This is a genomic window from Aeromonas sp. R4-2 (genome assembly GCF_040908295.1).
GTDB classification, from domain to species: domain Bacteria; phylum Pseudomonadota; class Gammaproteobacteria; order Enterobacterales; family Aeromonadaceae; genus Aeromonas; species Aeromonas veronii.
Genome location: NZ_JBFODL010000014.1, coordinates 715,215 through 737,389 on the forward strand (window position 1 = coordinate 715,215; position 22,175 = coordinate 737,389).

Annotated in this window: 21 protein-coding genes; 7 read left to right on the top strand and 14 right to left on the bottom strand. The window is 61.5% G+C overall.

What is annotated here, in order from left to right:
- Nucleotides 1–57: 57 nt before the first annotated feature.
- The 8 genes from AB5Y99_RS13755 to AB5Y99_RS13790 all read right to left on the bottom strand — a co-directional run bounded on the left by AB5Y99_RS13755 (nt 58) and on the right by AB5Y99_RS13790 (nt 7,411).
- Nucleotides 58–1,266 carry a sodium:proton antiporter gene (locus AB5Y99_RS13755; protein ID WP_058058021.1) on the bottom strand — a complete coding sequence of 403 codons (1,209 nt, stop codon included), beginning with the start codon at nt 1,264–1,266 and terminating at the stop codon, nt 58–60.
- Nucleotides 1,267–1,297: 31 nt separating this feature from the next.
- A complete protein-coding gene (locus AB5Y99_RS13760) occupies nt 1,298–2,401 on the bottom strand; it encodes a beta-N-acetylglucosaminidase domain-containing protein (RefSeq protein ID WP_368209917.1) in 1,104 nt (367 codons plus the stop codon).
- Nucleotides 2,402–2,444: 43 nt separating this feature from the next.
- On the bottom strand, nt 2,445–4,172 hold the full coding sequence (locus tag AB5Y99_RS13765; protein ID WP_139732460.1) for a potassium/proton antiporter: 1,728 nt from the start codon (nt 4,170–4,172) through the stop codon (nt 2,445–2,447).
- Between the two features lie 280 nt (nt 4,173–4,452).
- Nucleotides 4,453–4,599, bottom strand: coding sequence for a hypothetical protein (locus AB5Y99_RS13770; RefSeq protein WP_005337933.1), 147 nt, complete (start codon nt 4,597–4,599; stop codon nt 4,453–4,455).
- Entirely contained in the window at nt 4,596–5,285 is a 690-nt protein-coding gene (locus AB5Y99_RS13775; protein WP_368209919.1) for a M15 family metallopeptidase, read from the bottom strand. Before AB5Y99_RS13775 ends, AB5Y99_RS13770 begins: the two co-directional genes overlap by 4 nt.
- Nucleotides 5,282–6,409 carry a succinyl-diaminopimelate desuccinylase gene (gene dapE, locus AB5Y99_RS13780; protein WP_368209920.1) on the bottom strand — a complete coding sequence of 376 codons (1,128 nt, stop codon included), beginning with the start codon at nt 6,407–6,409 and terminating at the stop codon, nt 5,282–5,284. Before dapE ends, AB5Y99_RS13775 begins: the two co-directional genes overlap by 4 nt.
- 19 nt (nt 6,410–6,428) lie before the next feature.
- Complete coding sequence (locus AB5Y99_RS13785) at nt 6,429–6,779, bottom strand: ArsC family reductase (RefSeq protein WP_368209922.1); 351 nt, start codon at nt 6,777–6,779, stop codon at nt 6,429–6,431.
- A 317-nt stretch (nt 6,780–7,096) separates the two neighbouring features.
- Complete coding sequence (locus AB5Y99_RS13790) at nt 7,097–7,411, bottom strand: hypothetical protein (RefSeq protein ID WP_005337929.1); 315 nt, start codon at nt 7,409–7,411, stop codon at nt 7,097–7,099.
- A 285-nt stretch (nt 7,412–7,696) separates the two neighbouring features.
- On the opposite strand from AB5Y99_RS13790, the gene dcuC reads away from it, so the two are divergent.
- Nucleotides 7,697–9,073 (top strand): C4-dicarboxylate transporter DcuC, encoded by a 1,377-nt coding sequence (gene dcuC, locus AB5Y99_RS13795; protein WP_103250482.1) that lies wholly within the window; start codon nt 7,697–7,699, stop codon nt 9,071–9,073.
- A gap of 133 nt (nt 9,074–9,206) precedes the next feature.
- Complete coding sequence (locus AB5Y99_RS13800) at nt 9,207–10,346, top strand: M20 family metallopeptidase (RefSeq protein WP_368209923.1); 1,140 nt, start codon at nt 9,207–9,209, stop codon at nt 10,344–10,346.
- Between the two features lie 138 nt (nt 10,347–10,484).
- On the opposite strand, the gene AB5Y99_RS13805 is transcribed toward AB5Y99_RS13800, so the two are convergent.
- The 4 genes from AB5Y99_RS13805 to asnS all read right to left on the bottom strand — a co-directional run bounded on the left by AB5Y99_RS13805 (nt 10,485) and on the right by asnS (nt 15,300).
- Nucleotides 10,485–11,141 carry a hypothetical protein gene (locus AB5Y99_RS13805; protein WP_058058028.1) on the bottom strand — a complete coding sequence of 219 codons (657 nt, stop codon included), beginning with the start codon at nt 11,139–11,141 and terminating at the stop codon, nt 10,485–10,487.
- Between the two features lie 174 nt (nt 11,142–11,315).
- A complete protein-coding gene (locus AB5Y99_RS13810) occupies nt 11,316–12,659 on the bottom strand; it encodes an anaerobic C4-dicarboxylate transporter (protein ID WP_005337916.1) in 1,344 nt (447 codons plus the stop codon).
- Between the two features lie 374 nt (nt 12,660–13,033).
- On the bottom strand, nt 13,034–13,789 hold the full coding sequence (locus tag AB5Y99_RS13815; RefSeq protein WP_075115474.1) for an ABC transporter substrate-binding protein: 756 nt from the start codon (nt 13,787–13,789) through the stop codon (nt 13,034–13,036).
- 110 nt (nt 13,790–13,899) lie between these two features.
- Nucleotides 13,900–15,300 carry an asparagine--tRNA ligase gene (gene asnS / locus AB5Y99_RS13820; RefSeq protein ID WP_043818544.1) on the bottom strand — a complete coding sequence of 467 codons (1,401 nt, stop codon included), beginning with the start codon at nt 15,298–15,300 and terminating at the stop codon, nt 13,900–13,902.
- Nucleotides 15,301–15,500: 200 nt separating this feature from the next.
- Between asnS and AB5Y99_RS13825 the strand changes: the two genes are divergently transcribed.
- On the top strand, nt 15,501–15,845 hold the full coding sequence (locus tag AB5Y99_RS13825) for a hypothetical protein (protein WP_005359354.1): 345 nt from the start codon (nt 15,501–15,503) through the stop codon (nt 15,843–15,845).
- Between the two features lie 9 nt (nt 15,846–15,854).
- On the opposite strand, the gene AB5Y99_RS13830 is transcribed toward AB5Y99_RS13825, so the two are convergent.
- The gene (locus AB5Y99_RS13830) at nt 15,855–16,667 is read right to left on the bottom strand and encodes a HAMP domain-containing protein (protein ID WP_368209924.1); all 813 of its coding nucleotides are present in this window, start codon (nt 16,665–16,667) and stop codon (nt 15,855–15,857) included.
- Nucleotides 16,668–16,843: 176 nt separating this feature from the next.
- Nucleotides 16,844–18,118: an adenosylmethionine--8-amino-7-oxononanoate transaminase gene (gene bioA / locus AB5Y99_RS13835; RefSeq protein WP_236303270.1), complete on the bottom strand. Its 1,275-nt coding sequence runs from the start codon at nt 18,116–18,118 to the stop codon at nt 16,844–16,846.
- 193 nt (nt 18,119–18,311) lie between these two features.
- On the opposite strand from bioA, the gene bioB reads away from it, so the two are divergent.
- From bioB to bioD, 4 genes are read left to right on the top strand one after another with little or no spacing between them, the layout of a single operon-like run.
- Nucleotides 18,312–19,400 carry a biotin synthase BioB gene (gene bioB, locus AB5Y99_RS13840; protein WP_323891146.1) on the top strand — a complete coding sequence of 363 codons (1,089 nt, stop codon included), beginning with the start codon at nt 18,312–18,314 and terminating at the stop codon, nt 19,398–19,400.
- Nucleotides 19,397–20,593: an 8-amino-7-oxononanoate synthase gene (bioF, locus tag AB5Y99_RS13845; RefSeq protein WP_368209925.1), complete on the top strand. Its 1,197-nt coding sequence runs from the start codon at nt 19,397–19,399 to the stop codon at nt 20,591–20,593. Before bioB ends, bioF begins: the two co-directional genes overlap by 4 nt.
- The gene (bioC, locus tag AB5Y99_RS13850; RefSeq protein ID WP_058055997.1) at nt 20,586–21,401 is read left to right on the top strand and encodes a malonyl-ACP O-methyltransferase BioC; all 816 of its coding nucleotides are present in this window, start codon (nt 20,586–20,588) and stop codon (nt 21,399–21,401) included. Before bioF ends, bioC begins: the two co-directional genes overlap by 8 nt.
- A 59-nt stretch (nt 21,402–21,460) precedes the next feature.
- A complete protein-coding gene (gene bioD / locus AB5Y99_RS13855; RefSeq protein WP_005337893.1) occupies nt 21,461–22,138 on the top strand; it encodes a dethiobiotin synthase in 678 nt (225 codons plus the stop codon).
- The last annotated feature ends 37 nt before the right edge of the window (nt 22,139–22,175 follow it).

The following is a 22,175-nucleotide window of genomic DNA, read 5'->3' on the forward strand; positions in this document are numbered from 1 at the left end:
TCGCCACAAAAGAAAAATGCCACCGATCGGTGGCATTTTTAATGGGCGCCGGGTGGCTCAGCGAGGCTTGAAACGCTCGACCCAGGGGTTGGCGGTGAGGCCGTGCAGGATGACGCTCAATATGATGGTGCAGAGCACGGTGGCGATGATGGGACGCTGGCCAATCAGGGCTGGCTCGTTTTGCAGCACCATCACCGCAAAGACGATGCTGGCAAGGCCCCGCGGCCCGAACCAGCCGATAAAGAGCTTGAGCTCCGGCTTGAGGCCGGTACCGATGAGGCTCAGCCAAACCGGCATCATCCGCAGCAGGGTGAGGCTGGCAATGGCATAGAGCCAGTATTGCCAGTGCAGCAGCTCCGGCAGAATGGGCATCAGGGTCGCGCCAAACACCATCCAGATCACCACGGAGAGCAGGTCGCCGTAGCCTTCGCAGCTGTCCATATAGGCGTGCTTGTGCTCGCCGAGGCGGTGGCCGATAAAGAGGCCGCCGACAAAGGCGGCGATAAAGCCACTGCCCCCCAGAGTCTGGGCCAGCGCAAAGCAGAGCAGGGCCAGCCCCGGCATGGTGAGCTGACGCCAGAGTGGCAGTTGCCAGCCATTGAGATAGGAGATTTTCAACAGCTGGATGGTGAGGCTGGTCAGCACAAAGGCGACCAGCAGGCCAATGCCGATCTCTTCGAGCATCAGGGTGATGGCCAGCGTGGCGGTGCCTGCGTGTTGCTCTGTGGGGGCGATAAGGGCCAGCAGTAGAAGCAGTACCGGCACGCAGATGCCGTCGTTGAGGCCGCTCTCCTGATTGAGCCCTTCGCGCAGTGGTGCCGGTACCGCCGGGTTGCTCACCACCGCCTTGCCGAGCGCCGCATCGGTGGGCGCGAGAATGGTGGAGAGGATGGCCATCTCCAGCAGTGGCAAGTCGGGGAAGATCCAGTGGCCAAACAGGGCGCCACAGAGCAGGGTGAGGGGCAGGCCAATCAGCAGCAGCCGGATGGGGAGCTGGCGGTTGGCCAGCAATACCTGCCAGTTGGTGTTGGCGGCATCGTTGAACAGCACGATAACCAGCGTCAGCTCGGCCAGCAGCTTGATGCCGGCGCTGTCGATAGAGAGGGAGAGCAGCTCCAGCCCTCCCGGCCCCAGTAGCCAGCCGGTCAGCAGAAAGAGCAGAGGGCCGTTGACCAGTTTTGACTCGAAGCGCCCCGCGATCAGGCTGTAGACCAGCAAGAAGGCGGCGATCACCGCCAGATTCTGGTAAAGCAGGTGTGCATCCATACAACCTCCTTTCTGCCCCCGCAGGGGCGGTTTAATCGGTCAGGCAGTCGGGATCAAACACATACTCCCCGTCCAGCCAGCGCACGATTTCGTCTACGCAGGATTGGTCACGAAACGGCAGATAGCGCGCCTTGAGGGCGACAATCTGCTCGGGGGTGAGCTGTGCCAGCCCCAGATCCTGAAACAGCGGCAGGTCGGCCTCGATCATCGCCGAGATCTGCGGGCCACAGGTGGCGTTGAGGGCGGCATGCAGCGCCTTGTCGGGGTCGTACTGCTTGCCGAGTCGGTAGCTCATCGGCAGGGTAGCGAGGGGCAGGGCGGAGAGTGCTGCCTGTTTCATCGGGTTGACCGCGTGGCCAGAGACCAGCTCTGCCAGCTCGGCAGGGCGATTCTCGAAGGCGCGCAGATGCAGGTAGCTGCTCGCCTTGCTGCCATCGTTGACCGGGTAGTTGTCCCACAGGAAGGGCTTGCGGCCGAGCAGTTCGGTCACCTGTTTGAGGTGTACCGCCGGATACTCGGTCGAGCAGACCTTGGGGCCGGTCCAGAAGATCTCGAAACGGCGGTCGAGCTGTTTGCCAAGCTCCTCCAGATAGCGGGGAGGCATAGCGCCAAACACCTTCTCCAGTACCGGATCGGTCGAGTAGTAGCTGGGGCAGAAGATAAGGCGGCTTGCCTTGCTGTGGGCCGCGATGTCGTGGGCGATGGTGAGCTGGTGACGAGCCAGATCCGGGGTATCCCCCTTCATGTCGTCAAACAGCACTGCCAGAATGTCAGGCTGGAGCATCTCGTCGATGAGGCGCACTTTCTCAAGCAGTGCCGAGCGTTTGCGATCGTAGTCGTGATGCGCCCCCATGGGACTCAAGCCCACCCCGAAAGCGAGCCCGTTGGCGCGGCACTGGCGCGCCAGCTCGGCGAGATCGGCCAGCTGCTGCTCGGGCCAGGGGAGGGCCCAGTGCTTGCGCAGATAGCCATCCTCTTTCGGTGCGTAGATATAGAAGCCGTAGCCGTGGCGTGGCAGCCACTGGGCGTAGCGGGCGCGGGCCTGCCAGCTCCATCCCTTGCCAAAAAAGCCTTCAATGACCCCCAGATTGGCAGCGGGGGGCAGGGGGCCGGACAGCAAACTTTGATATGGCATAACTCTCTCCCTTCTTGCTGGGGACTTGATACGGGACGGTCGGTCAGACCGGGTCCTCTTCCTGAAAGCGCACCCCGATCTTGCTCGGCACGCTCTCGTCCATTTCGGCCACGGTCCAGATCAGGCCCTGCCATTCGATGTTGTCACCGACCACCAGATTATCGCCCAACTGACAGGCAATAAAATCGCCCAGTGTCTGATCCGCCACCTCGCTCACATCCAGCCCGTAAAGAGGGGCGAGATCCACCAGTCGTGCCGCCGCTTCCAGCAGGAAGTCACCGAAGAAGCGGGGGCCGAGATCCTGCTCCGGCGCCTGACTGAACAGCTGGCCGAGGGCGGGGAGGTCACGTTCGTGACCGATGACGCAAAGGATGTCATCGGCCTGCAGACAGGTACTGCCCGAGGGGTGGAGCAGCTCGCGGCCACGAAACAGGGCGCAGATCCGGGTGCCGGTGGGCATCTGCAGATCCCGCAGTGGCGAGCCGATGCACCACTTCTCCTCCCCCAGCTGGTAGACGAAGGTCTCCCACTGGCTGTCGAGATCGATCTCGAGCCCGGAGCGGTTGATGGGCGACGGCGGTGCCGGTACCTCCACCCGCGCCAGTTTTGAGGCCAGCGGTAGCGAGCTGCCCTGCAAAATCAGCGAGACCAGCACCACAAAGAAAGCGACGTTGAAGTAGAGCTGAGCGTTGGGCAGCCCCGCCATCATGGGGAACACCGCCAGAATGATGGGCACGGCGCCGCGCAGGCCAACCCAGGAGATAAACCAGCGCTCGCGGGGGGCGAAGTTCTTGAACGGCAGCAGCCCGATCCAGACCGACACCGGGCGGGCAAACAGGATCATCCACATCGCCAGCGCCAGCGCGGGCAGGGCGATGGGCAGCAGCTTGTGGGGGGAGGCGAGCAGCCCCAGCACCAGAAACATGCCGATTTGGCTGAGCCAGGTCAGACCGTCCAGCACCGACAAGGTAGTGCTGCGGCTGCGCAGGGCGAGGTTACCGAGCAACAGACCGGTGAGATAGATGGCGAGAATGCCGCTGCCACCGACCGCCGTGGTGAGGGCGAAGATCAGCAGACCGCCGCTGACGGTGAGCAGCGGATAGAGTCCCGGCGCCAGGCGGGCGGTGTTGATAAGGCGCCACAGCAGCCAACCGCCACCAAGGCCAATCCCGGCGCCAAGGCCAAACTGCTTGACCAGTTGCAGCAGCAGGAAGCCCCCATCCAGCCCTTGCTGGGCGGTGGCGAGCACCTCGATGAGGGTGACGGTGAGAAAGACCGCCATGGGATCGTTGCTGCCCGACTCTATCTCCAGCGTGGCGCTCACCCGCTCGTTGAGACTGCGTCCGCCAAGCAGGGAGAAGACCGCCGCCGCATCGGTGGAGCCGACGATGGCGCCGATCAGCATCCCCTGCATCAGGTTGAGGTCAAACAGCCAGGCTGCGGCAAGCCCCGTCAGGCCGGTGGTGATGGCCACCCCGACTGTCGCCAGCGACAAGGCAGGCCAGAGCGCTACCCGGAACGAGGAGACCCGGGTGCGCATGCCGCCGTCGAGCAGAATGATGGCAAGCGCCAGGTTGCCCACCAGATAGGCGATGGAGTAGTCAGCGAAGTGGATACCACCTGGGCCATCCTCACCGGCCAGCATGCCGACGGCGAGGAAGATAACCAGAATGGGAATACCGAGGCGGGAAGAGAGGGCGCTCAACAGTACGCTGGCTCCCACCAACAGGGCAGCGACAAAAAAGAAACTGTTGATGGTAGCGGCATCCAAGGGCGAACTCCTTCCTGGTAATGTGCAAAGTAGGCACATTATATGCAGTTAGGCCCCCCTTGTGTGGCTTATTTGTGCATCAATTTGCACTTTCTTACATTTTTCATCCCTTTTTTCAGCATGGCCGCGCCATATTCTGACAGTGACGGGGTTAACGAAAGCGGAGTCAAAGGAGCGTCGATTTCAGGATGTGCAGGGAGGAGAGGGCGGGGAAAAGCGAAACGGCACAGCAGAGGGAGAGGGGAGCACAAGGGCGCTCCCCACGGGATGGGGGCGGGATTCAGTCGTCCTCGTCATCCTTCACTTCGCGGATCTTGTCCTTGTAGTTGGGCAACTGCTTCTCCAGCCGTTTCATGTCTTTGATGGCATTGAGAAACAGCCCGAGCAGGAACAGCAGCGGCAACCCTATCCACAGCCAGAGATTCATGGGATTTTCCTTTCGTCAGGACAGGTGGTGACATAACGGGCCAAAATTTCATCAAGGTTGGCCAATATGGTCGACTTGCCTTCAATATCCGCCTGTTGCAGGCAAAGCGCCAGTGCCGCGGGATCGAGTTGCTGCTCATTGGACTCCAGCGAGAAGCTGATATGCCAGGGCTCGTAGGCGACCCCGCTCTCTGCCCCGACCGGCTTGGCATAAGGGAGGAAGAAGCCGAAGTCGCTCATATGATCGCTGAGCCACTCGCTGAGATCTGCAAACCAGCCCCCGGCTTCATACTCCCAGGGCTCCAGCGCCAGTTTGGTATCGGCGGGCAGGCAGTCCGGGTCGTAGATATCGAGATCGGTCCCCCAGTGGTGACGGCTGGTGCCGGGCAGGGCACTCCAGCGCAGGATGGCGTGCAGCCGCTCCTCATCGCCGAGTTGCAGGGCATCGATGGGCTGACTGTTGACATCGAGCAGTGGCCGCTTGCCGCGCCACTTGCCATTCCAGATGGCGAGCTGGCGCTCGAAGCTGCGCCAGCTGGAGGCCGCCTGCAGGTTGAACCCCTCATAGGCGGCCGCCACCTGCATGTCGTTGAAGGCCGCTGCGGTGGCGGCGGTCAGACGATGGGGGCCGCGCCCCACCAGAATAAGGTGGCTCTCGTCGAGCCCCAGCAGTTGTTCCTGCGTCATGCCAGCAATCTCTCGAGCACCCCTTGGTACATGTCCGCCAGCAGATCCAGATCGTCCGCCTTCACGCACTCGTTCACCTTGTGAATAGTGGCGTTGACGGGGCCAAGCTCAATCACCTCGGCGCCAGTGGGGGCGATAAAGCGCCCGTCGGAGGTGCCGCCGGTGGTGAGCAGGGCTGGCTGCTGGCCATTCACCGCCTCGATGGCAGAGACTGCCGCCGCCAGCAGTTTGCCGGTGTCGGTGAGGAACGGTTGGCCGGAGAGGGTCCAGCTCAGTTGATAATCGAGGCCATGTTTATCCAGCAGCGCTTCGACCCGCTCGCGGATATCCAGGTCGGTCAGTTCGGTGCTGAAGCGGAAGTTGAACTGTACCTGCAGCTCGCCCGGAATGACGTTGGAGGCGCCGGTGCCGGCCGAGATGTTGGCGATCTGGAAGCTGGTGGGCGGGAAGTAGGCGTTGCCCTCATCCCACACGGTGGCAGCGAGTTCCGCCAGCGCTGGCGCGGCTTTGTGAATGGGGTTGTCCGCCAGATGGGGGTAGGCGACATGGCCCTGCACTCCGCGAACCAACAGATCGCCGGTGATGGAGCCGCGGCGGCCGTTCTTCACCACATCCCCGACCACGGCGGTGGAGGAGGGCTCGCCGACGATGCACCAGCGGATCTTCTCGTTACGGGCCTCCAGGGTGTCGATCACCCGGGTGGTGCCATTGATAAAGGGCCCCTCCTCATCGGAGGTGATGAGAAAGGCGATGGACCCGGTGTGATCCGGATGCTCGGCCACGAAGCGCTCGACTGCTACCACCATGGAAGCCAGCGAGCCCTTCATGTCGGCGGCGCCGCGTCCGTAGAGTACGCCATCCTTGATGGTCGGCTCGAACGGCGGGGTGTGCCATTTCTCCAGCGGCCCGGCGGGCACCACGTCGGTGTGGCCGGCGAAGCAGAACAGCGGCCCCTCGCTGCCACGGCGGGCCCAGAGGTTGGTGGTGTCCTCAAACACCATGGGCTCGATAACGAATCCGATCCTGGCGAGGCGCTCCGCCATCAGGGTCTGGCACCCTTCATCGAGGGGGGTAACGGAGGGGCGGCGGATCAGATCCTTGGCCAGTGCGATGACATCCGACATCAGTTGTCCTTAGTTGTCCTTAACGGGAGAAGAGGGATTGGTAGTGATCAGCCTTGAAACCCAGAGTCAGTTCGCCGTCACGATCCAGCAGCGGGCGCTTGATCATGGCCGGATGTTCCAGCAGCAGGGCGCGTGCCTTGGCGGTGTCGAGCCCCTGTTTGGCCTCATCCGGCAGGGCGCGGAAGGTGGTGCCGCGGCTGTTGAGCAGGGCTTCCCAGCCGAGTTTTGCCAGCCAGCTGTCCAGCTCGTCCGGATTCAGGCCGTCGGCGCGGTGGTCGTGAAAGCGGTAGTCGATACCGGCCTCATCCAGCCACTTGCGGGCTTTCTTGATGGTGTCGCAGTTCTTGATGCCATAGAGGGTGGTGGCCATGGGGAGTCCTTCTCTTGTGGGCGCTGCCGTGGGCCGCGTCCCGAAAATCCGAATCAACACAGTGCAAGGGCCCGATTCTGGCATTGTGGCAATCCCATGGCAACGCCGATGGTCCGGCTCGCGGGTTTTACCGGAACTGGTCACACCTGAGCGACGCTTTTGAGATCAAGATCAGAAGCGGTGCGGCGGGTATGCCCGATGGGCCCGTTATTGCGGGAGAAGAGCCGCTATTGCAGTAGAAAAGAGAAGGGGGCAAACGCCAGATAGCCAAAACGCGCCAGCGGGCGCGTTTTGGTCGGCATCATCAAGCACCTCAATCAGTGCAGGGTGGTCCACTCATGGTCAAAGACCCGGGCCCGTTCCCAAGGTGCATCAGGCAGGCTGGAAGAGAGGCCAGTGTATTTGCCCACGTCGTCCACCACGATGGCGGAGAGGATCGGCAGGTTGTTTTCGGTGCAGTACATGCGGATGCGTTGCAGCAGGGTGCGCAGTTCATCCTGGCACTGCTCCAGCCCGGCCTGCTTGGCCAGTTTGGAGTAACGAATGGTAGTGCGTTCCTTTGCAGACTCGACGAGGATGTCCCACAGCTTGTAGTCGCAGGTCGAAGCACCTGCGGTGGCTTGGCTTGTCATAACTCTCTCCGGCGCGAAATGGTCGCTATATGTCGAAGCGCATCTTCGCCAGTTCGGCGCCGTCATATGTTGATCCAACGCAAAAAAGAGGGGAGTCGCGTCACACAATTCCCGGATATGGGGTGATAAAGGTTTTCCGGTAGTTGAAATAACGAAAAATTGTTACATGGCCGACATATTATGCTAATGAATCACGGTGACGGCACCTTTATTGATAGGGATCAAAGGCAAACAGTGGTCAGATCACTAGATTTCGCTCTTCGATAAATTTATCAGGAGTGAATATTGGAACTTTTATTCGTCTTGCTCGTTCTGGTCGCCGTGGTCTACGGCATTATCAAGGATTACAACCCGCAGGCGGTGCTGGCATTGGCCGGTATGGCCATTTTCACCCTGGCCTACTGGCTGGGATTGCACCCCATTCTGCCCGCTGACAAGAGCACCGGCTTCGCCCTGTTCGACCTGTTCGAAGTGTTCAAGGGGATCTTCTCCTACCGCGCGGCGGGCCTCGGCCTCACCATCATGGCGGTGGCGGGTTTTGCCACTTACATGTCCCATATCGGGGCCTCCCAGGCGCTGGTGCGAGTGGCGGTCAAGCCGGTGGCCGGCATCCAGTCCAGCTACCTGATGCTCTCCATCTGCTATCTGGTGGCTGTTTTTGTCTCCCTGTTCGTTACCTCCGCTACCGGCCTTGGCCTGCTGTTGATGGTCACCATGTATCCGGTGATGCGCAACCTCGGCATCAGCCCGGCCTCCGCTTGTGGCGTCATCGCCACCTCCCAGGCGTTCGAGATTGGCCCGACCCAGACCAACGCCATCTTCTCCGCCGGTCAATCCGGCATGGATCCGACCAGCTATTTCGTTGACTACCAGATCTGGCTGGTGGCCCCCATGCTGCTGGTGACCATGGTGCTGCACTTTTTCTGGCAGCGTCACTGCGATCGCAAGGATGGCTGGGATCCGGCGCTCCATCGCGGCGATCACGCCGAGCTGGACGAGCAGGGCACCGAGAGCGTGCAGGCGCCCACTTGGTATGCCCTGCTGCCGATCATCCCCTTCGTGCTGATGATGACCTTCTCCAAGCTGCTGGTGAGCGACATCAAGATGAGCGTGGAGGTGGCCATGCTGCTGTCGGTCTTTATCGGCATGCTGTGCGAGCTGCTGCGTAGCCGCTCGGTGCGTACCGCGTTTGCCGGGCTGTCGAGCTTCCTCGACGGCATGGGCAAGGTGTTTGGCCCCGTGGTGGCGCTCATCGTCTGTGCCGAGCTGTTTGCCGAATCCCTCAAGGCCATCGGCGCCATCGATACCCTGCTGCACTCTGCCAGCAATGCCGGTATCGGCAGCGGCCTGATGACCCTGGTGATGGTGGCGCTGATCATGGTAGCGGCGGTCATCATGGGCTCCGGCAATGCGGCGTTCCTCAGCTTCTCGACCCTGGCACCGGCGGTGGCGGCCAAGTTTGGCGTACCTGCGGTGACCATGCTGCTGCCGATGCAGCTCGCTTCCAGTATCGGCCGCACCGTCTCCCCCATCGCAGCGGTACTGATCGCCTGTGCGGGGATTGCCAAGGTATCGCCCTTTACCGTGGTCAAACGCACCAGCGTGCCGATGGCGGGGGCGCTGGTGACGGCGTTGACCCTCAACTACCTGCTGTTTATGTAGTGATGTGGGTTATGTAGTGGTGTTTGGAATTTACCGGTCGGGCGGGTGGCATGGCTGCCCGCCTTTTTCTCACTGTGTCGCATTGTTGCAATAGACGATCGGCATCAACGCTGATTGTTGCATGGAGAAGATAATGACAGTTGTAAAGAGCCCGTTTTCCCTCGATAACTATCTGGCCGATCTGGCCCCGCTCATCAACCTCGATTGCGGTACTCGCACCCCGGCCGGGGTGGCGAAGGTGGCCGACATCATGACCGAGAAATATGAGGCCATCGGCTGGCAGGTGACTCGCCACCAGTTTGCTGCCGAGTGCGGCCCCTGCCTCGAGATCACCAATGCGCCGGGTGCCGATCACTACGACGTGATGCTGTGCGGCCACATGGATACCGTCTTCCCCGAGGGGACGGCGGCCAAACGCCCGCTGAACATCGAAGGCAATCAAGCCTTTGGCCCCGGCGTCTCGGACATGAAGAGCGGCTTGCTCTCTATCTGGTATGCCCTCAAAGAGATGGATCCGGTATTGCTTGCCAAGCTCAAGGTGCTGGTCTGCTGCAACTGCGACGAAGAGATTGGCTCCCCCTGGTCGAAAGATTGGCTGGTGGAGAAGGCCAAACAGAGCGGCTGCGTGCTGGTGGCTGAAGCTGCTCGCCCGAGCGGAGATCTTATCAGCGCCCGCAAGGGCAATGCCAAGTACCGCATCACCTTCCACGGCAAGGCGTCCCACGCCGGTTCGGCCCTGACCGAAGGGATCTCTGCAATCACCGAGCTGGCGCACTGGGTGCTGGCCATCAACGAGCAGGTCAACATGACCACGGGCACCACCATGAACGTCGGCGTGGTACAGGGCGGCACCGGCGTCAACGTGGTGCCGGACTTTGCCGAGGCGATCGTCGATCTGCGCTTCTGGAGCAACGAAGAGGCCGCTGCGGTACACGATCGGCTCACCTTTATGGCCAACAACCCCTTCCTCGCGGGCTGTCGGGTCGAGGTGGATCGCCAGACCTTCAAGCCGGCGATGCGACCGAGCGGTGACACCGAGGCGCTGATGGCGCTGGTGGAGGCGGCAGCCAAGGAGGAGGGGATCCCCTTCAACTGGCTGGAAGCCGGTGGCGGCTCGGATGCCAACTTCACCGCCGCCGCGGGGGTGCCGTCGCTGGATGGTTTCGGCCCCATGGGCGGCGGTTTCCACTCGGAGGCGGAATTCCTGCTGCTGGAGAGCATCGAGCCGCGCATCCGCCTGCTGCAGCGGGTGCTGGGCAAGCTGGCGAAATAAGCCGGTTTATCCCTTGTTCGGGTCGTCATGGCCCGCTCAAAACTGGTCCGCTCAAATCCAAACGGGAGGCTGTTGCCTCCCGTTTTTTTATCTCGATTTTTCGCGTGCTGAGTGAGCGGGCCAGATGGCTTGCGGCCGTTACCCCTGCGGTTCGGCCAGATAGGCCAGATGATCCTGCCGCGCCACCTGCCAGCCATCGAGGCGCAGCGGGGCGGCAAAGCCCGGGCCGTCGGTCACCATGGTGTGGTACTCCCCCTGCTCGCCGCAGGCATCGAAGCCCTCGCGCTCGGCCAGTTGCTGTAATTCCACGAGGGTGGCGGCATCGAGGGTACGCCCAGTCCACTCGGGAGCCAGCACCCGGGTATCGACGCAGGAGAGGTGGGCGACGATGCCGCGCGCCAGCATATCCGCCAGCAAGGCTTGGCGAGATTGCTGCCAGAGCGGGGTATGGACGGTGAGACCAAGCGGGCGGCAGCGCTCGCGGATCCAGTTAGGCGCACCGCCCACGCTGTCGATATCGCCGGTGACTACCCCATCGAGTTGCCACTCCTCCTTGAGCCGTGCCAGTGCCCACTCATAACCGAGATCGAACGGCGCTTCTATGGTGACCAGCAGATGGGGCAGCCCGAGGGCTTCCGCCTGACGGCGCACCAGCGGCAAGGGGTGAGCGAGAAATCGGGGCTCTGGCGGCGCAAAGGTGGCCAGTGCCACCACCTGATGGCCCGCTTGACGGGCATGACAGAGGGCCAGCATGGCATCTTTGCCACCGCTCCAGAGCAGGATGACGCGAGACATGGATGAGATTCCAATGGTGAACGAGGGGGCATGCTACCCAGCGGCGTGGGCAGAGGTAAAGGTATTGTGTCCGGAAATGGCGGCGGGGAAGTGGTTGAGGTAACTGAGCGGGGAAAAAAGCAGGCCCCCGAAGCGGGGGCCTGTATTGCAATAGCGTGGTAAACGCCGCTGCGATTAGAGCAGGATGCTGGTCAGGATAAAGCCCAGCGAGCAGGAGGTCACCACCCCGATCAGCCCCGGAATGATGAAGCTGTGGTTGATGATGAACTTGCCGATGCGGGTGGTGCCGGAGCGGTCGAAACCGATACAGGCCAGATCGCTCGGGTAGGTCGGCAGCACGAAGTAGCCGTAGCTCGCCGGCAGGAAGGCGATCAGCAGCTTCGGCTCCACACCCAGTGCCAGACCCATGGGGGCGATGGCGGTGAGGGCGGCGGCCTGGCTGTTTACCAGCTTGGAGATGAGGAACAGCACCAGGGCGTAGGTCCAGGGCTGGGCCTGTACCACATGGGCCAGGGTCTCTTTGAGCAGCGGCATGTGGGCCTGGAAGAAGGTCTCACTCATCCATGCCACCCCGAATACGGAGAAGATGGCGACCATGCCTGCCTTGAAGACTGCACCGTTGGCGATCTCGCCCGGCTTGACCTTGCAGCGCATCAGGATGATGGCACCGGCGATCAGCATCATCATCTGGATCACCAGGTTCATGGAGAGCGGGCCAGTTTTGTCCTTGATGGTGAACACCGGACGCAGACCTTCGTTGGCTCCGAGCAATACCACGGCAGCGATAGCGGCGAAGAAGATCCAGGTAGACCAGTAGGCCTCTTTCGGGAACTTGGTGTTGAGCAGGGTTTCACCACCGCCGTAGATGAAGGCACGCTGCTCCGGGTCTTTGATCTTGGCCTGGAACTCTTCGTCCTTGTCCAGATCCTTGCCGCGACGCAGGCTCCACAGGGCCGCCACGATGACACCGGTCAGGGAGGAGGGGATGGCGATCATCAGGATGTCGAGCAGGCCGTAAGCCTGACCGATACCGTGACCGGCCGCCAGAATGGAGACCATGGAGACCACGGCAACGGAGACCGGGGAGGCGCAGATGGCCATCTGGGAGGCAACGGAGGCGACAGCCATCGGGCGCTCGGGGCGGATGTTCTTCTGCAGCGCGATGTCAGCGATGATGGGGAACATGGTGTAGACCACGTGGCCGGTACCGCACAGGAAGGTGAGGGTCCAGGTGGTGAGCGGCGCCAGGATAGTGATGTATTGCGGGTGACGGCGCAGCAGACGCTCGGCCACTTGCATCATCAGGTTGAGGCCACCGGCAGTCTGCAGGGTAGCGGCACAGCCGATCACCGCCAGAATGGTCAGCATTACCTGAACAGGCGGTTCGCCCGGCACCAGGCCGAAGACGAAGGTCAGCAGGAAGAGACCGATACCACTGATGAGACCAAGTCCCATGCCCCCAAAGCGGGTACCCAGCAGCAAGCAGCCGAGTACCACTAAAAATTCCATCAAGATCATTCCGTTACCTCGTGTGATTCAACCCATATTGCCGCGGGTAGCCTGAACCATGAATTGTCATTGTCTGTTTTATTTAGCCCAAAAGGGTTAGTTGCTATTCTGCTCCCCTGAAAAAGTGAAAAAATTGAGTTACTTCAATAACTCGATGAATTTTTGATTAAACCACTTAAAAACCACGTACTAATAAACACATCATTTTTGTCACCAAGTGGTATCACTCGGGGCCAAGCCAGCGGGAGGTCATGGTGGCAGCACAGTGCGGCAACAGGGCTGCAGGGGAGGGGCATAAAAAGGGCTCGATTGCGGCAGAAGAGGGGGAAAAAGCCAGCGCTCAGGCTATTTTTGCCAGCAAGGGCTGACTTCAGCGGGTTGGCTCACTTGGCCGCAGGTGCTTGCTGCAGATAGCGGCGCTGATAATCCTCGCTCAGCTTGGCAATATCCAATCTGGCAATGGCCTGTGCCACCCGTTGCTGCAACGCCTGCTGATCGGGGCGAAACATGATGTGCAGGCTCTTGTGTTCGAGGATCTTCGGGTGAAATTGCAATCCGGCGCTGCTCAGCTTGCGATCATGGTTGATGAGCCAGTGAAAGACATCCCGGTCGATCACCGCCAGATCGAGCCGGTCGCGCTGTAATTTGCGCAGGTTGAGCAGGTCTGCATCGACGGCGGCAGTGTTGAGGCGCTTGCTAGCCATCAGGGCATCGAATTCACGGGTGTTGACGTATCCCTCCACTACGCCGATCCGGTAGGGGGCGAGATCCGTGAGCTGCTGCCAGGGGATGGGGGGGCCTGAGCGCTGCGCCATGCCCAGCACACTGTCGCCCACGCTGGCGGAGCTGCGCCACAGGGTGGGCAGGGTGTCGGAGAGGTACTCGGGAAAATAGCCGCTATAAGGCTGGGTCGGGTCGGCCGCCAGGCGCACTGCCCGCTGCCAGGGATAGAAGTCGAACGTCACTTCCAGTCCCGCTTCGGCAAAGGCGCGCTTGACGATATGACCGGTAAGGCCGCCATCGGGCAGGCTCTGGCTGGTGTAGGGGGGCCACTCCAGGGTAGTCAGACGAACGGGCTCGGCCCACAGTTGAACAGGCATGCAGGACAGTAGTAGCGAGAGCAGCAGGCGATATCCCATAGGCGACGAGTTCCTTGTGCCGGTTGATCCTGAGTATCATCCATAACGGTGACAATAAAAAAGCCGACCCACAGGTCGGCTTTTGCAATGCAGTGGCAAGATGCCGCTGATCAGAATTCAGCGGTACGCGGAGTACGCGGGAACGGGATCACGTCGCGGACGTTGCCCATGCCGGTCACGTAGACCACCAGACGCTCGAAGCCCAGACCGAAGCCGGAGTGTGGCACGGTACCGAAGCGACGCAGGTCGCGGTACCACCAGTAATCTTCCTTGTTCAGGCCCATCTCGGCCAGGCGGGCATCCAGCACGTCCAGACGCTCTTCACGCTGGGAACCACCGATGATCTCGCCGATGCCCGGTGCCAGTACGTCCATCGCGGCAACGGTCTTGCCGTCGTCGTTGAGGCGCATGTAGAAGGCTTTGATATCTTTCGGGTAGTTCTTCACCACCACCGGAGACTTGAAGTGTTCCTCGGCCAGATAGCGCTCGTGCTCGGAGGAGAGATCGATACCCCAGGAGACCGGGAACTCGAACTTCTTGCCGCAGTTTTTCAGCACTTCGATGGCGTCGGTGTAGTCGATCTGGGCGAAGTCGGAGGAGACGAAACGCTCCAGACGGCCGATGGCATCCTTGTCCACGTGCTGGGCGAAGAACTCCAGATCGTCGCGACGCTCGGTCAGTACGGCGTTGAAGACATACTTCAGCATGGCTTCGGCCAGGGCGGCGTTATCTTCCAGATCGTTGAAGGCCACTTCCGGTTCAACCATCCAGAACTCGGCCAGGTGGCGGCTGGTGTTGGAGTTTTCAGCGCGGAAGGTCGGGCCGAAGGTGTAGACCTTGGAGAGGGCGCAGGCATAGGTTTCGGCGTTCAGCTGGCCGGATACGGTCAGGAAAGCCTCTTTGCCGAAGAAATCTTCGTTGTAGTCCACCTTGCCGGCGTCGGTGCGCGGCAGGTTTTCCATGTCCAGAGTGGAGACGCGGAACATCTCGCCGGCACCTTCGGTGTCGGAGGCGGTGATGAGCGGGGTCGCAACCCAGAGGAAACCCTCTTCGTGGAAGAAGCGGTGGATGGCTTGCGCCAGGCAGTGACGAACGCGGGTCACGGCGCCAACGATGTTGGTGCGCGGGCGCAGGTGGGCCTGTTCACGCAGGTATTCGATGCTGTGGCGCTTGGCGGCCATCGGGTAGGTGTCCGGATCTTCGACCCAGCCGACTACCTTCACCTCGGTCGCCTGCAGTTCGAAAGCCTGGCCGCTGCCCTGAGAGGCGGCAACCACGCCGGTCACTTCCACGGAGCAGGCAGTGGTCAGACGCAGCACTTCATTCTCGTAATTGGCCAGGGTATTGGGGACAACTGCCTGTACCGGATGGAAACAGGAGCCATCGGAAATGGCCAAAAATGAGATCCCCGCCTTGGAATCACGGCGAGTCCGGATCCACCCTTTGACAGTTTGGGTGGTGCCGACCGGATACTTACCGGCCAGCACATCTACTACGGATGCGTGCGTCATCGAAATATTGTCTCCAGCTTGTTCTTGCAGCGCTATTTGCAACACTAGGGAGTCTGGCCCGGGCACAGATGGCCCACCATGGCAGACTAAGCCGTCAATCTTACCCGCGCGGGTTTGATAAACAAGCAAAAATGTCGGACTCTGGTGGGGTTTTCGGCATGGTTCACTCAACAAGAGTGTCACGGGCGCAGGAGAGGTGGGTGAAAGATCGGCGGCATGGGCCAGATTGGCTGACACGGGTGTTGCAGGGGCTGGTGATGCTCTGCTGGGGCGGCTTTATCGTGCTGCTCTCCCTTTACCACTATGCCCGGCCCGAAATTGCCTACGGTTTTCTGGTCTATGGCGGGATCGAGGTGCGCGATTATTGGGACCCGGCCCTTACCCCCTGGCTGGTCTACGGGCTCTGGAGCTGCTGCGCCCTGACGCTGGCGGTGTTGTTGCTGGAGCGCAAGCGCAGCCGCCGTCAGGATGACTCCCGGCATGTCAATCTGGCCATCCTGCTATTGGTACTGATCGCTAGCTTGCTCTTCTACTACGTCGGTTAAGCGCCCGCCTCAGCGGGGCTGATCCGGCTCCTGCCTGCTGGCCTTGGTGCGTTTGCCGAGTTGGCGCTCCACACTGTCGAGCATCTGGTTGTAGGCCACCGCCACCCGGCCAATCTCGTCGCCGTCATCCCCCTCCAGCCGGTGTCCGAAGTCGTGCAGGTCGGTGGCCTCTTCCATGGAGCGGGTCAACTGGTTGAGGGGGCGCACGATCCAGGTGCGGATGACCCAGAGGGTCAGCAGCAGTCCCATCCCGAAGATGCCGGTGAGAATGAGCGCCGAGGTGAGAATATTCTGCTCGACCTGGGTAAACAGCGAATCGAGGGAGTAGTCAAAGCGCACCGCACCAAGCACGGTATTCTCCGGCACCAGATGACAGCTGGTGCAGTCGGTGCCGCGAAAATCCTTCTTGGCCAGCAGCGGTCGGGTGACCACCAGACGGCTGTGCATGCCGTTGTGCACCACCTCCAGACTCCCTTTGCCCGCCAGAGCCAGCTCATCAAACTCATCTTTTACCTGTTCTGTCTCCCGTCCCGGGCCGAACTGTTTGCTCACCGCGTCGCCACGGACGATGCGGGCATCCTCCACATGGGCGTGGTCGAGAAACTTGCCGCGCAGGGTATCGCGGGCATCCATTTTGCCGGTCAGCATCAGCATGTTGAGGCCATCGAAATAGGCTTCGGTCTGCTCGCGGCTCTGCTCCTTGATGAGGGTCAGGATGAGATCGCGCTCGCGCACTGCCTGATAGGCTGCGGAGAAGACCAGTACCATGGAGAAGATGAAGAGCAGGAAAAAGTTGATTTTGGCAGCAATGGAGAGGCGCATGAGCAGTCTTTCTTGATGGTAAAACCGCAGCAGTTTACCCCTCTTGGGGCCTCAGGTCTGGTGTTTTGCTCACATTACGGCAAGTGAAACTGCACTGAAGTGGATAAAGTTGCGCTCTTTATATATCAAATGCGGGTAGTCAAACGGGCGGCAGCGATGGCCGCCCGCTGCTTGCCTTAAAACTCGCCTTCGGTGATGGCCTGACGGATGGCGCCTGTCAATACCCGCAACTCTTCAGGGGTGATGACGAAGGGGGGCATCAGGTAGACCAGCTTGCCAAAGGGGCGGATCCAGGCGCCCAGTTCGACAAACTTGCGCTGGATGCGCGCCACATCCACCCGCTCTTTCATCTCCACCACCCCGATGGCGCCGAGCACCCGCACATCCGCGACCGCCGGGTGCAGGGTCAGCTCTACCAGTTCTGTTTGCAGCTGATGCTCGATGGTGCGCACCCGCTCCTGCCAAGGTGAGGCCAGCAGCAGATCGATAGAGGCGTTGGCCACCGCGCAGGCGAGCGGGTTGCCCATAAAGGTGGGGCCGTGCATAAAGACGCCCGCCTTGCCGTCACAGATGGTGCGGGCAACATGCTCGGTGGTCAGGGTCGCCGAGAGGGTGAGGTAGCCGCCAGTGAGCGCCTTGCCCAGACACATGATGTCGGGGGTGATCCCCGCCCAGTCGCAAGCAAACAGCTGGCCGGTGCGGCCAAAGCCGGTGGCAATCTCGTCAGCTATGAGCAGTACGCCGAATTCGTCGCACAGGGCGCGTACCCACTGCAGGTAGCGGGGATGGTAGAAGCGCATGCCGCCAGCGCCCTGTACTATGGGCTCAAGCACGATGGCGGCGATCTCCTCGTGATGATCCGCCATGAGTGTCGCCAGCTCCACTACGCACTGCTCGTCCCACTCGGCGTGGAAGCGACAGCTCGGCGCATCGACAAAATAGTGTTCCGGCAGGAATCCCTTGTAGAGCTCATGCATGCCGCCATCGGGATCGCAGACGCTCATGGCGCCAAAGGTGTCGCCGTGATAGCCGCTGCGCAGGGCGACAAATTTGGCTCTGGGCGTCCCCTTGGCGTGCCAGTACTGCTGGGCCATCTTGAGTGCCACTTCCACTGCCACCGAGCCGGAGTCGGCCAGAAATACCCGATCAAGCCCCTTTGGTGTGATCTCCACCAGCTTGCGGCAGAGCTCGACCGCCGGAGCATGGGTCAGGCCGCCAAACATCACGTGGGACATCTTGCCGAGCTGGGCGGTGGCGGCGGCGTCCAACTCCGGCACCTGATAGCCGTGCACGCAAGCCCACCAGGAGCTCATGCCATCCACCAGTTCACGGCCGTCGCTGAGGGTGATGGTCACCCCTTTGGCACTGGCCACTTCATAGCAGGGCAGGGGGTGAGTGAGGGAGGTATAGGGGTGCCAGATGTGGTGCAGGTCGAATTCTTGATTGGTCATTTGTTGTTCTGTTGTCAATTGGTTTGATCTGGTCGGTGTTGACAGTCTACGCGTGCTCTCTACACTAGCCAACAATTTCAGCCACTTGGCACTGCGCATCACCCTGAGCGCGCAGGCCCGGCGGCGGGTTTTGTGGCCGTCCATCCCAAGATGGCGGGCGCAGGATCCCACTAATAACAACCGGAAGCCATGTATGAATGCTCTCACCGCGGGCGGTCACGCCCTTCGTCATGACTGGACCCTCACCGAGGTTCAGGCCCTGTTTGCCCTGCCATTCAACGATCTGCTGTTTCAGGCCCAGACCGTCCACCGCGCCCACTTTGACCCGAATGAAGTGCAGGTGAGCACCTTGCTCTCCATCAAGACCGGCGCCTGCCCGGAAGATTGCAAATACTGCCCCCAGAGCGCCCGTTACCACACCGGGCTCGAAGCCGAGCGGCTGATGGAGGTGGAGAAGGTGCTGGAGCGGGCCCGCGAAGCCAAGGCCAACGGCTCGTCCCGTTTCTGCATGGGGGCCGCCTGGCGCAATCCCAAAGAGAAGGACATGCCCTACATCATCCGGATGATCGAGGAGGTGCGCGGGCTCGGCATGGAGACCTGCATGACGCTCGGGATGCTCACCGCCGATCAGGCGGCGCGTCTTGGCGCTGCGGGGCTCGATTACTACAACCACAACCTCGATACCTCGCCCGAGTTTTACGGCGAGATCATCTCTACCCGCACCTATCAGGATCGACTCGATACGCTGGAGCATGTGCGCGGTGCCGGGATGAAGGTCTGCTCCGGCGGTATCGTCGGCATGGGCGAGCAGGCCAAAGATCGGGCGGGCCTCTTGATGGCGCTGGCCAACCTGCCGCGCCACCCCGAAAGCGTGCCCATCAACATGTTGGTCAAGGTGAAGGGAACGCCGCTGGAGAACGAGGAGAACCTCGATCCATTCGAATTTATCCGCACCATCGCCGTGGCGCGGATCATGATGCCCGCCTCCCATGTGCGCCTCTCCGCCGGGCGGGAGAAGATGAACGAGCAGATGCAGGCCATGTGTTTTATGGCCGGGGCCAACTCCATCTTCTACGGCTGCAAACTGCTGACCACCCCCAACCCGGACGAAAACAGCGATATGCAGCTGTTCAAGCGGCTCGGCATTCGCCCCGCCCAGCGGGCCCAGAAGCCGGATCAGGTTCAAGAAGAGGAGCTGCTGGCCGAGGTGAGTCGCCAGAGCGAGCCCACCGAGATGTTTTATGACGCCACCCGCCCCCGTGCAGGGGCTGCGCGGTCATGAACGGCCCTGCAGTAACGGGCCCCTTTGTGTTGGGCACGGCGCTGGCCGAGCGCGAGCAGGTGGGTCTGCTGCGCAACCGCATCGCGACCGACGGGGCGAGTGGCGGGCGGCTCAGGGTTGCAGGGCGCGAATACTTCAACTTTTCCGCCAACGACTATCTGGGACTGGCAGAACACGGCGCCATCAAGGCCGCCTTCAAAGCGGGGATTGAACGCTATGGCGCGGGCTCCGGCGCCTCGCCGCTGGTGACCGGGTACAGCCGTGCCCACCAACAGCTTGAGGAGACCCTGGCCGAGTGGCTCGGGGTGGAGGCGGTGCTGCTGTTCAACTGCGGTTTTTCGGCCAATCAGGCGGTGCTCAAAGCCCTGCTCGGCAAGGAACATCTGCTGTGGCAGGACAAACTCAACCACGCCTCTTTGCAGGAGATGGGCAGCCAGCTCCCTTGCAAGATGAAGCGTTTTGCCCACAACGATATGGCGGCCCTTGAACGGCAGCTTGAGCCAAATCGCGGGCTCATCGTCTCGGAGGGGGTGTTCAGCATGGACGGGGATCAGGCCCCCTGGGGTGAACTCGCGGCATTGGCAGCTCGGAGCGGCAACTGGCTGATGATCGACGATGCCCACGGCCTCGGCGTGCAGGGGCCCGAGGGGCGCGGCACTTTGGCGGCGCAGGGGGTTCCTCCTGCCAGCGTACACATCCAGATGGGCACTTTTGGCAAGGCGCTCGGGGTTGCCGGTGCCTTTGTCGGCGGCAGCCGCGAGCTGGTGGAGTATCTGGTCAACTTCGCCCGCCATTATGTCTACAGCACCCATATGCCCGCCGCGCAGGCCTGTGCGGTCAGCAAGAGTATCGAACTGGTACGTGCCGCCGATGAGGCCCGCGCCCATCTTGGCCAGCTGATCGCTCGCTTCCGGCAAGGGGCAGAGGAGTTGGGTTGGCAGCTTGGGGCGAGCAACACCCCCATCCAGCCGCTGCTGGTGGGGGAGAGCGTTGCTGCTTTGCAACTGGCCGAGCGGCTGCGGGATCGCGGTGTCTGGGCTGGCGCCATTCGCCCGCCCACGGTGCCAGTCGGTACGGCCCGGCTGCGCATTACCTTAAGCGCGGCTCACCGCGAGCAGGATGTGGATCGCTTGCTCGATGCCTTGGGGGTCTGCCCTGCAGTTACAACGCTTGGGGAGGCTCACCATGACTGAGCGTTTTCAAACGGTGGACAAGGCGCAGCTTGCTCGCCGTTTCGGCGCCGCTGCTCGTCATTACGATGCCCACGCCCGCTTTCAGCAGGAGGTGGGTCAGGCGCTGCTGGAATGGATGCCAGACAGGCTGGTTGGCACTGATCTGACGGTGAGTGGGCTGGATCTGGGCTGCGGCACCGGCTTTTTCTTGCCCCAACTGGCGAACCGTTGTCACCAGCTGGTGGGGCTGGATCTCGCCCCCGGCATGCTGGCGCAGGCCGCCTTGCGTGGCAGCGGTGCTCGCCTGCTCTGCGGCGATGCGGAGCAGCTTCCTTTCGCCGATAACGCGTTCGACTGGGTTTTCTCCAGTCTGGCGCTGCAGTGGTGCGAGCGTCCGGCCCAGGCTTTTGTCGAGCTGCTGCGGGTGGTCAAACCGGGCGGCCAGATCTTTTTCTCAACCCTGCTTGATGAGTCGCTCTGGCAGTTGCGAGCCGCCTGGCAGCAGCTTGATGGTCGCGCCCATGTCAATCGCTTCCTCAGCCTGCCACAATTGGAGCAGGCGCTGGCGAGCGCCGGGGTATCTGCTCCCGAGCTGCGTTGTATCACCTGGGATCTCGCCTATCTTGAATTGCCGCAGTTGTTGCGCGATCTCAAGGGGATTGGGGCCAATCAGGTCAATGACAATCAGGGGAGTGCCGCCCCGGCCGGTCTGAGTGGTCGCGCCAGATTGCAGCAGCTGGCTCAGGCGTATGAGGCGTTTCGCCAGCCCGATGGCAGGCTGGTCGCCAGTTATCGGGTGTGCCTCGGCCGTCTCAGCAAGCCTTGCTGAGCGCCGGGAATCGCATTGTGTGCAGGGTAGTCAACGGGCCCTGCCAAGGAGAGAACCGTATGAAATCATTCTTTATCACCGGCACTGATACCGATGTGGGCAAGACGCTGGTGGCGCGCACCCTGCTGCGTGAATTCAGCGCACAGGGAATCAAGTGCGCGGGTTACAAGCCTGTCTCGGCCGGATGTGCCCGCACCCCTGACGGGCTGCGCAACCTGGATGCCGTTCTGTTGCAGGAGGCAGCGAGTCTGCCGCTGCCCTATGAGGTGGTCAATCCTTTCGCCTATGAGCCGCCGATTGCGCCCCACATCGCCGCCAGCGAGGCGCGCCAGCCCATCACCATGCAGGGGTTGAGCGAGGGGCTACGCAAGATTGAACAGGCCGGGGCCGAACTGGCGGTAGTGGAAGGGGCGGGGGGCTGGTATCTGCCGCTCGATCGCAAGCATCTGCTGTCGGACTGGGTCAAGCAGGAGAACATGGCGGTGATCATGGTAGTGGGGGCCAAGCTGGGTTGCCTCAACCATGCGCTGCTCACCTTTGCCGCCATTCGCAATGATCAGCTGCCAGTGGCGGGGTGGGTAATTAATCGGCTCCATGGTTCCATGAGCCATTATCAGGAAAATCTGGACACCCTGAGGGGCTTGCTGCCAGCTCCCTTCCTAGGCGAAATTCCGTTTATAAACAATCCGCTTGAAGCCGATTTGCAGGGGCGTCTCGATATCTCGCCGCTACTTTGACGGCATATTCAGCGAACATTCATCGAATCTCCCTAGA

Excerpts from the sequence above, each read along its gene's own strand:
- AB5Y99_RS13785 (WP_368209922.1), bottom strand. The coding sequence starts at position 6,779 with ATGGCCACCACCCTCTATGGCATCAAGAACTGCGACACCATCAAGAAA.
- AB5Y99_RS13800 (WP_368209923.1), top strand. The coding sequence starts at position 9,207 with ATGACAGTTGTAAAGAGCCCGTTTTCCCTCGATAACTATCTGGCCGAT.
- AB5Y99_RS13790 (WP_005337929.1), bottom strand. The coding sequence starts at position 7,411 with ATGACAAGCCAAGCCACCGCAGGTGCTTCGACCTGCGACTACAAGCTG.
- AB5Y99_RS13805 (WP_058058028.1), bottom strand. The coding sequence starts at position 11,141 with ATGTCTCGCGTCATCCTGCTCTGGAGCGGTGGCAAAGATGCCATGCTG.
- bioB (WP_323891146.1), top strand. The coding sequence starts at position 18,312 with ATGAATGCTCTCACCGCGGGCGGTCACGCCCTTCGTCATGACTGGACC.
- dapE (WP_368209920.1), bottom strand. The coding sequence starts at position 6,409 with ATGTCGGATGTCATCGCACTGGCCAAGGATCTGATCCGCCGCCCCTCC.
- AB5Y99_RS13830 (WP_368209924.1), bottom strand. The coding sequence starts at position 16,667 with ATGCGCCTCTCCATTGCTGCCAAAATCAACTTTTTCCTGCTCTTCATC.
- AB5Y99_RS13775 (WP_368209919.1), bottom strand. The coding sequence starts at position 5,285 with ATGACGCAGGAACAACTGCTGGGGCTCGACGAGAGCCACCTTATTCTG.
- bioD (WP_005337893.1), top strand. The coding sequence starts at position 21,461 with ATGAAATCATTCTTTATCACCGGCACTGATACCGATGTGGGCAAGACG.
- AB5Y99_RS13810 (WP_005337916.1), bottom strand. The coding sequence starts at position 12,659 with ATGATCTTGATGGAATTTTTAGTGGTACTCGGCTGCTTGCTGCTGGGT.
- bioF (WP_368209925.1), top strand. The coding sequence starts at position 19,397 with ATGAACGGCCCTGCAGTAACGGGCCCCTTTGTGTTGGGCACGGCGCTG.
- asnS (WP_043818544.1), bottom strand. The coding sequence starts at position 15,300 with ATGACGCACGCATCCGTAGTAGATGTGCTGGCCGGTAAGTATCCGGTC.
- AB5Y99_RS13770 (WP_005337933.1), bottom strand. The coding sequence starts at position 4,599 with ATGAATCTCTGGCTGTGGATAGGGTTGCCGCTGCTGTTCCTGCTCGGG.
- AB5Y99_RS13760 (WP_368209917.1), bottom strand. The coding sequence starts at position 2,401 with ATGCCATATCAAAGTTTGCTGTCCGGCCCCCTGCCCCCCGCTGCCAAT.
- AB5Y99_RS13755 (WP_058058021.1), bottom strand. The coding sequence starts at position 1,266 with ATGGATGCACACCTGCTTTACCAGAATCTGGCGGTGATCGCCGCCTTC.
- bioA (WP_236303270.1), bottom strand. The coding sequence starts at position 18,118 with ATGACCAATCAAGAATTCGACCTGCACCACATCTGGCACCCCTATACC.
- AB5Y99_RS13815 (WP_075115474.1), bottom strand. The coding sequence starts at position 13,789 with ATGGGATATCGCCTGCTGCTCTCGCTACTACTGTCCTGCATGCCTGTT.
- bioC (WP_058055997.1), top strand. The coding sequence starts at position 20,586 with ATGACTGAGCGTTTTCAAACGGTGGACAAGGCGCAGCTTGCTCGCCGT.